General features: G+C 27.5%; 9 protein-coding genes and 1 other annotated feature. Of the genes, 1 reads left to right on the top strand and 8 read right to left on the bottom strand.

What is annotated here, in order from left to right; all coding sequences use genetic code 11:
* Positions 1-107: 107 nt before the first annotated feature.
* Both ACRCYC_RS10535 and hpt read right to left on the bottom strand, forming a co-directional pair.
* Positions 108-1046 carry an ROK family protein gene (locus tag ACRCYC_RS10535; RefSeq protein WP_438619091.1) on the bottom strand — a complete coding sequence of 313 codons (939 nt, stop codon included), beginning with the start codon at positions 1044-1046 and terminating at the stop codon, positions 108-110.
* Positions 1047-1141: 95 nt separating this feature from the next.
* Positions 1142-1663, bottom strand: a complete 522-nt coding sequence (hpt, locus tag ACRCYC_RS10530) for a hypoxanthine phosphoribosyltransferase (RefSeq protein WP_438619090.1) — start codon at positions 1661-1663, stop codon at positions 1142-1144.
* A gap of 224 nt (positions 1664-1887) precedes the next feature.
* On the opposite strand from hpt, the gene ACRCYC_RS10525 reads away from it, so the two are divergent.
* Positions 1888-2961, top strand: a complete 1074-nt coding sequence (locus ACRCYC_RS10525) for a pyridoxal phosphate-dependent aminotransferase (RefSeq protein ID WP_438619089.1) — start codon at positions 1888-1890, stop codon at positions 2959-2961.
* A gap of 51 nt (positions 2962-3012) precedes the next feature.
* On the opposite strand, the gene ACRCYC_RS10520 is transcribed toward ACRCYC_RS10525, so the two are convergent.
* From ACRCYC_RS10520 to ACRCYC_RS10495, 6 genes are all read right to left on the bottom strand, one after another.
* Positions 3013-4620 (bottom strand): S-layer homology domain-containing protein, encoded by a 1608-nt coding sequence (locus tag ACRCYC_RS10520; protein WP_438619088.1) that lies wholly within the window; start codon positions 4618-4620, stop codon positions 3013-3015.
* A gap of 94 nt (positions 4621-4714) precedes the next feature.
* A complete protein-coding gene (locus tag ACRCYC_RS10515; protein ID WP_438619087.1) occupies positions 4715-5101 on the bottom strand; it encodes a YkvA family protein in 387 nt (128 codons plus the stop codon).
* Between the two features lie 80 nt (positions 5102-5181).
* The gene (gene asnA / locus ACRCYC_RS10510; RefSeq protein ID WP_438619086.1) at positions 5182-6186 is read right to left on the bottom strand and encodes an aspartate--ammonia ligase; all 1005 of its coding nucleotides are present in this window, start codon (positions 6184-6186) and stop codon (positions 5182-5184) included.
* Between the two features lie 145 nt (positions 6187-6331).
* Positions 6332-6591, bottom strand: a binding site (T-box leader).
* Positions 6592-6853: 262 nt separating this feature from the next.
* Positions 6854-8566, bottom strand: coding sequence for a phosphoenolpyruvate--protein phosphotransferase (gene ptsP, locus ACRCYC_RS10505; protein ID WP_438619085.1), 1713 nt, complete (start codon positions 8564-8566; stop codon positions 6854-6856).
* Positions 8567-8648: 82 nt separating this feature from the next.
* Positions 8649-8909, bottom strand: coding sequence for an HPr family phosphocarrier protein (locus ACRCYC_RS10500; RefSeq protein WP_438619084.1), 261 nt, complete (start codon positions 8907-8909; stop codon positions 8649-8651).
* Positions 8910-8959: 50 nt separating this feature from the next.
* Positions 8960-10174: a patatin-like phospholipase family protein gene (locus ACRCYC_RS10495; protein ID WP_438619083.1), complete on the bottom strand. Its 1215-nt coding sequence runs from the start codon at positions 10172-10174 to the stop codon at positions 8960-8962.
* Between the last annotated feature and the right edge of the window lie 111 nt (positions 10175-10285).

The following is a 10285-nucleotide window of genomic DNA, read 5'->3' as shown; positions in this document are numbered from 1 at the left end:
TTTATTTTCTTTATAAAAAAGAGGCTATCTTAAAATAGGTCATTCATCATAAATACTGAATGACCTATTTTAAGATAGCCTCTTTATATAAATTTATTTATTTATGTTTAACTTAAGAATGCCGCTCCTACGATTCCTGCATTTGCACTTAATGTAGCTATAACTATGTCAGCGAATTCTTCATCTTTAAATACTACATACTTTCTTACCAAATCATCTAATCCATCTAATATTATATCTCCCGCTCTAGATACTCCGCCTCCTATAGATATAACTTCTGGATCAATAGTATTTATGATTGCAGCCATAGATTTAGCTAAGTATTTTTTAAATCTATTTATAGTTTCAATTGCTACTTCATCATTTTCTCTATAGGCATCAAATACATTTTTAGCATTTATACTATCAATATCATCATTAGCTAATTCTAATATTTTACTGTCTCTTCCTTCTGATATTAATTTTTTAGCATATTTTATTATAGCCGTAGCTGAACAAAAAGTTTCTAAACATCCATTATTACCACAACTACAATCATAGTAATTTGAATCTATAATTACATGACCTAATTCAGACCCCATATTATGAGCTCCACTAAAAGCCTTTCCGTTTATTATTATTCCTCCACCTACACCAGTTCCTAGTGTATACATAACTCCAACATTACAACCTTTCATGCTTCCAGCTTTGGCTTCTGCTAATGCTGCAACTGTCGCATCATTATCTGCATATACTTTAACTTCTGGAAACTTTGATTGTAATGTACTTATAAAATCTTCTGATTTCCAATTCAAATTAACACAAGTAACTTTGCCTTTTTTATTTATAAATCCAGGAACTCCACAACCAATAGATTTTATTTCACTCATTTGTATATCGTTTGCCTCTATTAAACCTCTTACCATCATATTTATATCTTCCATAACTTTATTAAATCCACTTGCTACATCGGTAACACATTCATTTGTATAAAGTATTTTTCCGTCTTCGTCTACTACACCAGCTTGTACACCTGTACCTCCAATATCTATACCTATATAGTACATAACAAATCCCCCTATAATAATTAAGTTTTGTTTATAATTTTATTATACATTTAAACTTAATTATTTTAAATAAATTTTAAAAAAATAGTAGAAGATTACTCTCCTACTATTCCTATATATGGTAAGTTTCTATATTTTTCTGCATAATCTATTCCATATCCTACTATAAATTTATCTTCTATAACAAATCCTACATAATCAACATGTATATCTGCTTTTCTTCTTTGTGGTTTATCTAGTAGTGTACATAATTTTAAAGACTTTGGATTTCTAGTATTTAAGGCTGCTACTAAATTGCTTAAAGTTAAGCCACTATCTATGATATCTTCAACTATTAAAACATTTTTACCTTCTATATCTACATCTAAATCTTTTAAGATTTTAACTGTTCCAGATGATTCTGTTGAATTCCCATAACTTGAAACACTCATAAAATCAATATTAACATCTAGATTTATATTTCTTATTAAGTCTGCAACGAAAACACTTGCTCCTTTAAGTATTCCTACTACCAAAAGTTCTTGCCCTTCAAAATCTTTTTCTATTTTACTTGCTAATTCTTTAACTTTTTTTAATATTTCTTCTTCACTTATCATTACACCTGTAACTTTGTACATAATAGTACCTCCAATTTACCGTATATTAATATATATCATTATATCATATCTTTTAGGTTTTTTAGAATATTTTTTTATTTTTTCGTTTTATAATTCGTGTTTAGTTCTTATTCTTTATATAACCTTTTTATATTTTTATTTTTTACATATTAGTTATATATTATATACAAATTATTATATATAATTATTATTATAATTATATATTTTTTAGGAGGTAATTTCCAATGAGTACAAATCATGGTGCTAACTTATATGATTTATCAAATAAGTTAGGTTTAAATAAAAAGGAACTAATGGACTTTAGTTCAAATATAAATCCCTTGGGTTCTTCTATACTAGCTAAGCAAGCAGTTATAGACAATATAGATATGGTGTCTATATATCCTGATCCATCTTATCAAAAACTTAAACATGCTATATCAGATTATTGTAATTGTTCTATGAGCAACATCCTTTTAGGTAGTGGGGCAACTGAGCTAATATCTTCATTTACAGGTATTGTTAATCCAAAAAAAGCAGTTTTATTGTCTCCTTCTTATTCTGAATATGAGAAAGAATTAAATAAAGTAAATTGTGATGTGCATAAATACTTTTCAACAAAAGAAAATTTATTCAAAGTTGATATAGATGATTTCATAAAATTTATAAATAGCGATAATCATGATATGGTAATCATTTGCAATCCAAATAACCCTACTGGTTTTGCTTTTAGTAAAGCTCAAATTAAATATATTCTTGAAAACACAAATACATTTATTATGATAGATGAAACTTATATAGAATTTTCAGATACAAGTATTTACTCATCAACTAATTTAGTTGACGAATTTAATAAATTATTTGTTATAAGAGGAACATCTAAATTCTTTGGTACTCCAGGAATAAGACTAGGTTATGGCCTTACATCTAATGAAAAAATAAAAGAAGCTATAAATACTAAAATTGATTTATGGAATATAAATACTTTGGCATCTATAATGGGTGAAGTTATGTTTAATGATAAAGATTTCATAAATACCGCTTCTAATACTTTAAACTCAGAAAGAAATTACCTTCTGAATGAACTTTCTTCTATTAAAGATTTTACAGTTTATCATAGTGACGGAAATTTCATTTTAAGTGAAATAACTTCTAAGAAATTTACAGCTTCAGCTTTAAGAGATATGCTTATTGAAAAACATATAATAATAAGAGACTGTAAGTCATTTGAAGGTTTGGATGAGTATTTCTTTAGAGTTTGTACTTTAGATCATAATCAAAATAAACTTTTAATAGAATCTCTTAAATCTATATTCTAGTACAATAAAAAACGAACCTAATTAACATTCAGTTTCTTAGGTTCGTTTTTCTTATTTTACTCTACTTAATGTAACTACAGCTTCTGCTCTTGTTATATTATTTTGGGGTCTAAATGTATTATCTTCGTACCCTTGCATATACCCAGCTTCTAGAACACCTTCTACTGAGCTTTCTGCCCATAAAGATACTTTATTTCTATCTGCATATTTATTTAACTTATCATAATTATTATCATCTAATTTTTTATAATTAGATATCATTTTTGCAGCTTGCTCTCTAGTAATAGGTTCATCTGGTCCAAATAATGTGTCTGAAATACCATTTGCAACCCCATTTGTAACAGCTATATCTATTTGATTTTTCGCCCAATGGTTTGTGGTATCATTAAATATCTTTCCACTACCTTTAGTCAATCCAAAATAACCATTTAAAATTTTAACAAATTCAGCTCTAGTTATTGAATTGTCAGGTCTAAATGTTTTATCACTATATCCATTTATATTCCCATTTTTAGAAAACATTTCTATTGTATCCTGCGCCCAGTGATTATTTATATCAATAAAATCAGCTTTGTCATCAGTTATTATACTATCAGAGTTATTTATTAATATCTTCTTAGTATTTCCACTGTATAAATCCTTATAATATAAATAGTTTCCACTTATATATAATGGATTTCCTGGCGAATTTGTTATTTTTTCTTTCCCACTTCCATCTTTTTTTATTTTATATATGTCATTACTATCATTTATATTAGTATAATATCTATATTCATTTCCATTTACTACATAATCCATTTCTCTCATGTACTTGTACTTATCACTTGTACATTTAGTGTACTTACTTTTATCCCAGTTATGATCTTTGCTCATTTCATTATCACTTATTGCAAGGTATGAGTATCTAACTACTCCCTTTCTATTGGGAACTGGATCATCCCAGGTTGCATCCAATTGGTAGTTTTCTCCATCTATATTGATAATATTCCATATATGATTCATTGTTGGACTGGCTAAATAAGAACTATCTATCCCTATTTTATTTAAAAGTAACTTCATACTCATTGTATATCCCTGACAAACCCCTCTACCTTTTACAAGTATTCCATATACATCAAAAGCATAATCATTAGCTATTACATATTCTGTATTTAAAACTAAGTAATCATGTATAGCTATAACCTTTTCTATTTCAGACATAGAATTCCATGAGTAACCATTTAAAATATTATCTACTTTTTTATTTAATTCATCAACCATATTTTTTATTTCTTCTTTAGGTTTTATGTATTTAAACTCTAATTTTCCATTGCTCCAATATACAGAACCTTCGTGTGTAAAATAAAATATTTCAGGATGTTCATCCAATACTTTTTTTCTAATGTTGAAAACTTCATAACTACTCGGTACTCCATATTTTGAAAGATCTACGGAGTCATCTAAGTTTATAATTGCATTATATATTGCTTTGTATATCTCAACGCTCATATCGTCTTTTGAATTATATTCATCCATATATTTGTATTTTTTAGATTCTTCTACATATGGATCCGTTTGTTTGTAGTACATATTATCTGCATAAGAATTTTTAGTCAAACCTATACATATAGCCATTGATGCTACCAGTACTATATTAATTAACTTATTTTTGTTATTCATATCTTCCCCCATTTACAATATTTAATTTTTAATCTAGCCTATATCTTAATTTTATAAACTTTAATCTTACTCAATTAAAAATGAAGAGTAGACACTACTCTTCATCCTTTATATTGAAAGTTACATCTTCTATTATATTCGGATTATAACTTTCTTTCTTTAGTTTTTTGTACTTTTCTATTTCTTCGCTAATTATTCCTAAACTCCATAAAAATACAAATAAATCATCTATAAATCCAAATAGTCCCGTTACTATTTCTGGTAAAAAGTCTATTCCTGATATCAAGTATACAAATGATATTATTATAGCAAATAGAACTTTAGATTTACTAATTATATTAACATCTTTGTCTGTAAAAAAATCCGGCAATTTAAATAAATTCACAATAAATAATAAACCAAATTTAGCATTTTTAAATCTAACTAAAGTTTTTTTTAGAATATCTAAAAACATATCTATAATTCTCATTAAAACTTTCATATATATCACCCCTAAAGTTATAACTTTAAATTATTATAACCTATATATGCGTTTTCATAAATATACTAAATTTATATTTTTTATAGTAGATGTATTCCAAACTTCTCGCATTCTTTAGTCATATCATTTGACCATATACCTACTTGAACTTCTCCTATATGTGCTTTATTTAGAAAATACATACAAATTCTAGATTGACCTATTCCTCCACCTATAGTGTACGGTAATTCTTTGTTTAATAATGCTTTATGATAATCTAAATCTTTTCTATCTTCATGTCCAGATAATTTTAATTGTTTTTCTAAGCTATTTTCATCTACTCTAATACCCATAGATGATAGTTCTATAGTATTATCTAATACAGGGTTGTAGAACAGTATATCTCCATTTAATTCCCAATCATCATAATCAGGACTTCTTCCATCATGTTTTTCTCCAGAAGATAAGTACTTTCCTATTTGCATTAAAAATACTGCGCCTTTTTCTCTTACTATTTTATCTTCTCTTTCTTTAGCTGTTAATTTCGGATACATATCCAATAGTTCTTGTGATGTAATAAAAGTTATTTTTTCTGGCAAAATCTTTTTTATCTCTGGATATATTAAATGTACATGTTCTTCAGTTTCTTTAAATACTTTATATATTTTTTTCACTATATTTTTTAGTGTATTTATATCTCTATCTTTTTTATTTATAATAAGTTCCCAATCCCATTGATCTACGTATATAGAATGAATATTATCTAACTCTTCATCTTTTCTTATAGCATTCATATCTGTATATAATCCTTGACCTACTGGAAATCCATATTTTTTAAGCGCCATTCTCTTCCACTTAGCTAATGAATGTACTATTTCAGCATTCTTTTTTATATCTGGAATTTCAAAACTAACAGGCTTTTCTATTCCATTTAAGTTATCATTAGTACCTGTTTCAGGTAAAACAAATAACGGTGATGACACTCTTGTAAGCTTTAATTCTTCTCCTAGTCTATCCTCAAAAAAATCTTTTAAATCCTTTATAGCTTGCTGGGTTTCTACAACTCCTAAACTCGATTTATATCCTCTTGGTATTATTAAGCTCATGTTTATACTCTCCTATTTTAATTTTATGATTATAACTTTACTGATTTATTTGTAGAGAGTATGACGTCATACATTTTTAAATCCATATAGCGTGGCCTCCACTATATTTTTTGCAATAAAAAAACTCTCATCTCTATATATAAAATATAGGGACGAAAGTTTATAATTTCCGCGGTACCACCCTGATTAACCTGAATAAATTATCAAGTTCTCTTAGCTAACGCAGCAAGACTAATCTTAGTGCGTTCCAACTTGATAACGGTTTGGTTCCGTCTAAGCCTACTTTTAAAAATTTCGGTTAGCAACTCCAGGATGTTCTTCAATATAGGCTTCGTGTTGGACTTTCACCATCACCAACTCGCTACAACTACTTCCTATACATACTCTTCCTTTCAAAGTCTTTTTAAGAATTTTGAAATTGTTTAAAGTAATTTTAATTTAATATATATCTTCTGTCAACAAAAGGTTTTAAAAGTGCTAATCTTATTAGTTTAATTTATGTATGCATTAATAAGATTAAACATACTTTATACATATCATTTTTGTATTTGACTTTATTTTTCAAGTTATTTTTTTAAATTGATTATATTTTTTAAAAACTTTTATTTTTCTGATTTTTTATTTTTTCAAAGCAAAAAGTCGCTAAATTTTTAGCGACCTTTATTTACTACATATTAAAAGTTTTATCTACATGAGCTTTTATTTCCTCTGCAGTTCCCATACTTAATACTTCAGTAGCAAATCCTTTCATATCTTCATAGTTAACAGAAGTTATGAATTTTCTAGCTGGAAGTATAGATATAGGAGACATTGAGAACTCATCAAGCCCCATACCAAGAAGTATTGGTATCATTCTTTGATCTCCTGCAGATTCTCCACACATTCCTACCCATTTACCTTCTTTATGTGCATTATCTATTACCATCTTTATAAGTCTAAGAACAGCTGGGTTGAATTGGTTATATAAGTAACTTATTTTTTGATTCATTCTATCAACTGCACAAGTATATTGTATTAAATCATTAGTTCCTATAGAGAAGAAGTCTACATGTTTAGCTAATATATCTGATATAACAGCTGCTGACGGTATTTCTATCATCATACCTACTTCTACTTCCTTAGAGTAATCAATTCCTTCTGCGTCCATTTCATTTAAAACTTCTTTTATTATTTCTTTAGCTTTTAATAATTCTTCTAATGACGATATCATAGGGAACATTATTCTTAATTTTCCATGTATACTAGCTCTATATAAAGCTCTTAATTGTGTTTTAAATATATCAGTTCTATCTAAGCATAATCTTATTGCTCTATATCCTAGGAATGGATTCATTTCCTCATCCATCTTGAAGTATTTTAATTCTTTATCTCCACCTATATCTAAAGTTCTTATTACTATAGGTTTTCCATTCATTCCTTCAAGAACAGCTTTATATGCTTCATATTGCTCTTCTTCTGTTGGGAAGTTATCTTCTTTGTCCATATATAAGAACTCAGTTCTATAAAGCCCTACACCTTCTGCATCATTTTTTAGTAATCCTTCTAAATCATTAGGACTTCCTATATTTCCAGCAAGCTCTACATGTCTTCCATCAAGTGTGTAAGAAGCTTTTCCTATTAGTTGTTTTAATGCTTCTTTTTCTTCATCATACTTCGCCTTTAAGTCTCTATAGTGTTTTATAGTTTCATCATCTGGATTTACTATAACTTCTCCAGTTTCTCCATTGAATACTATAAAATCTCCATCTTTAATTTGTTCTGTCGCATTATTTAAACCAACTACAGCTGCTATTTCTAAAGTTCTAGCCATTATAGCCGTGTGTGATGTTCTACCACCTATATTAGTTAAGAACCCTAAAACCATTTTTTTATTCATTGTAGCCGTATCTGATGGTGTTAAATCATGTGATATTAATATAACTTCTTCACCTAAAGCTGATAAATCTACAACCTTTATCCCTAATATATGTCTTAATACTCTATTTGTAACATCTTTGATATCTGCTGCTCTTTCTCTCATATATTCATTGTCCATAGACTCAAATATACCTACAAACATATCTTTAACTTCATTTAATGCAAAATCAGCATTTACTTTTTCATTTCTTATTTTAGATATAGTTTGATCTATTAATTCCGGATCTGCTAATACTAGTAAATGTGCTTCAAATATTTCAGCTTCATGCTCACCTAATTCTATCTTTGCTCTTTCTTTTACTTGTTCTAGCTCTACTTTTGATTTTTCTACTGCTGTTTGTAATTTTTCTACTTCAGCATCAATGTTTTCTATGATTTTCTTCTCTATATTAAGTTCACTATGTTCTATAACTAATGCATTCCCTAGAGCAATTCCAGGCGACGCTCCTGTTCCTTTGTACATATGGGTTCCTCCTATTGTCTCGTGTATACAATATATATATATTCAATAAACCTCGGTTTACACCGAGGTTTGTTAGTTCTTATTATTCACCAAATCCGCTTTCTATTAACTCAGCTAATGCGTTTACTGCTGCTTCTTGATCATCTCCGTTAGCAACTATAACAACTTCATCACCTTGAGCTAAACCTAAGCTCATTATTCCCATTATTGACTTAGCATTAACAACTTTATCTTTTGCTTTTATTTCTACTGTAGCTTTAAATTCAGATGCTTTCTTAACAAACATTCCTGCTGGTCTAGCATGTAATCCACTTGCATTTTTGATAGTTACTATTTTTTCCATTGTAATACCTCCATAAATTTCATTTGTTATTTGATGATATATAAGTACACTTAGTTATTTTGTGTTTTTATATCATTTATTATTATATTTGTTAAAAGTTTAGTAAACCTATTCCTATGAATCGAAGTTATGTGTCTAGCTTCAAAGTTAGACTCCAAATTCAAATTAGAATTTATGTTAGTGTTTACTACTTCTACTACCTTATTAAAATCATACAAATTAATTCTGTTTATGTTGTTTTCTTCAAGCTTTTTCTCATACATACAGTAAAATAAGTCTTTGTATGAAAATTCCTTTGGTAAATTTAAACTCTCTCCTAACTTTGGTATTATAACTTCTAAAAGAGTTCTCTTATTACCATCTCTTTTTACATTTAGTAATTTACATAAACCTTCTGTGGTTTCTTTGTTTAAGTTACTAAGTTTATTAAAACAATAATCCTCATCATACTTATAATCTAAGTTAAAATAATATCTAACGCCTTCATACCTGTTAAAGGTTTTCATAGCATCCATATATCCTAGTTTTATATTTTTACTTACATTGTCAGGATCTAAATTCAAACATCCTCCTAAATACTCTGATGGCACTATTACTTTCATATTTACATCTTGATGATGATTTAAATTTATTTTACCAAACAAATCATCAATTAGTCTAATTACAACTATATCTTCATATCCTTTTTCTCTTAATAAACTAACTGGTATATTATTATGAAATACACCATCTAAAAATAATTTGTCATCTAGTTTATCTAATTTAAATATTGGTAAACTAGCACTAGCTATAAGATAATCTAAAAGTTTACCTTTTGGAATATCATTTAAAAACATAGGATTTGGTATTATTTTACCATCCCACATTACTGTAACTAATCCAAAGTCTTTATTAGAATTTCTTATCAAATCTTCACTTATAGTTTTTTCTAGTAAGTTTCTAAATGGACTTATGTCTATTCCTTGATTTTTTCTAGCTTTATTTATCAAAGAGATTACCATATTTATATTTTTAGGTGTAAAATCAACATTTTTTATATGATTATATGTTTCCTCATCTACATTCATAAAGTGAGTATAATCATAATTAGTCCATATCTCCTCTAAAACATCTAATTTATCTTGGACTATATAAGCTCCATTTAAAGCTCCTATAGATGTTCCTGCTACACCTTTAAACTCTATACCTAATTCTCTTAAAGCTTTATATGCTCCTATCTGGTATGAACCTTTTGTTCCTCCACCTTCAAGTACTAATCCTCTCATAAATATCACCTTATTAAGTTATAAAGATATATGTTCCTAAAAACAAATATATTACAAGTTTCATGCTATTTCAAGTAAAAATTATATTTTTTTATAATATTTATTAAATTT

The sequence above is a fragment of the Paraclostridium sp. genome, assembly GCF_051657365.1.
Classification (GTDB): domain Bacteria; phylum Bacillota; class Clostridia; order Peptostreptococcales; family Peptostreptococcaceae; genus Paraclostridium.
Note: the sequence above shows the minus strand (reverse complement) of the source record. Positions and strands in the feature narration are given on the sequence as shown.

Bases quoted from the DNA above. Each gene is read 5' to 3' on its own strand.
- ACRCYC_RS10535 (WP_438619091.1), bottom strand. From the start codon at position 1,046: ATGTACTATATAGGTATAGATATTGGAGGTACAGGTGTACAAGCTGGT.
- hpt (WP_438619090.1), bottom strand. From the start codon at position 1,663: ATGTACAAAGTTACAGGTGTAATGATAAGTGAAGAAGAAATATTAAAA.
- ACRCYC_RS10525 (WP_438619089.1), top strand. From the start codon at position 1,888: ATGAGTACAAATCATGGTGCTAACTTATATGATTTATCAAATAAGTTA.
- ACRCYC_RS10520 (WP_438619088.1), bottom strand. From the start codon at position 4,620: ATGAATAACAAAAATAAGTTAATTAATATAGTACTGGTAGCATCAATG.
- ACRCYC_RS10515 (WP_438619087.1), bottom strand. From the start codon at position 5,101: ATGAAAGTTTTAATGAGAATTATAGATATGTTTTTAGATATTCTAAAA.
- asnA (WP_438619086.1), bottom strand. From the start codon at position 6,186: ATGAGCTTAATAATACCAAGAGGATATAAATCGAGTTTAGGAGTTGTA.
- ptsP (WP_438619085.1), bottom strand. From the start codon at position 8,566: ATGTACAAAGGAACAGGAGCGTCGCCTGGAATTGCTCTAGGGAATGCA.
- ACRCYC_RS10500 (WP_438619084.1), bottom strand. From the start codon at position 8,909: ATGGAAAAAATAGTAACTATCAAAAATGCAAGTGGATTACATGCTAGA.
- ACRCYC_RS10495 (WP_438619083.1), bottom strand. From the start codon at position 10,174: ATGAGAGGATTAGTACTTGAAGGTGGAGGAACAAAAGGTTCATACCAG.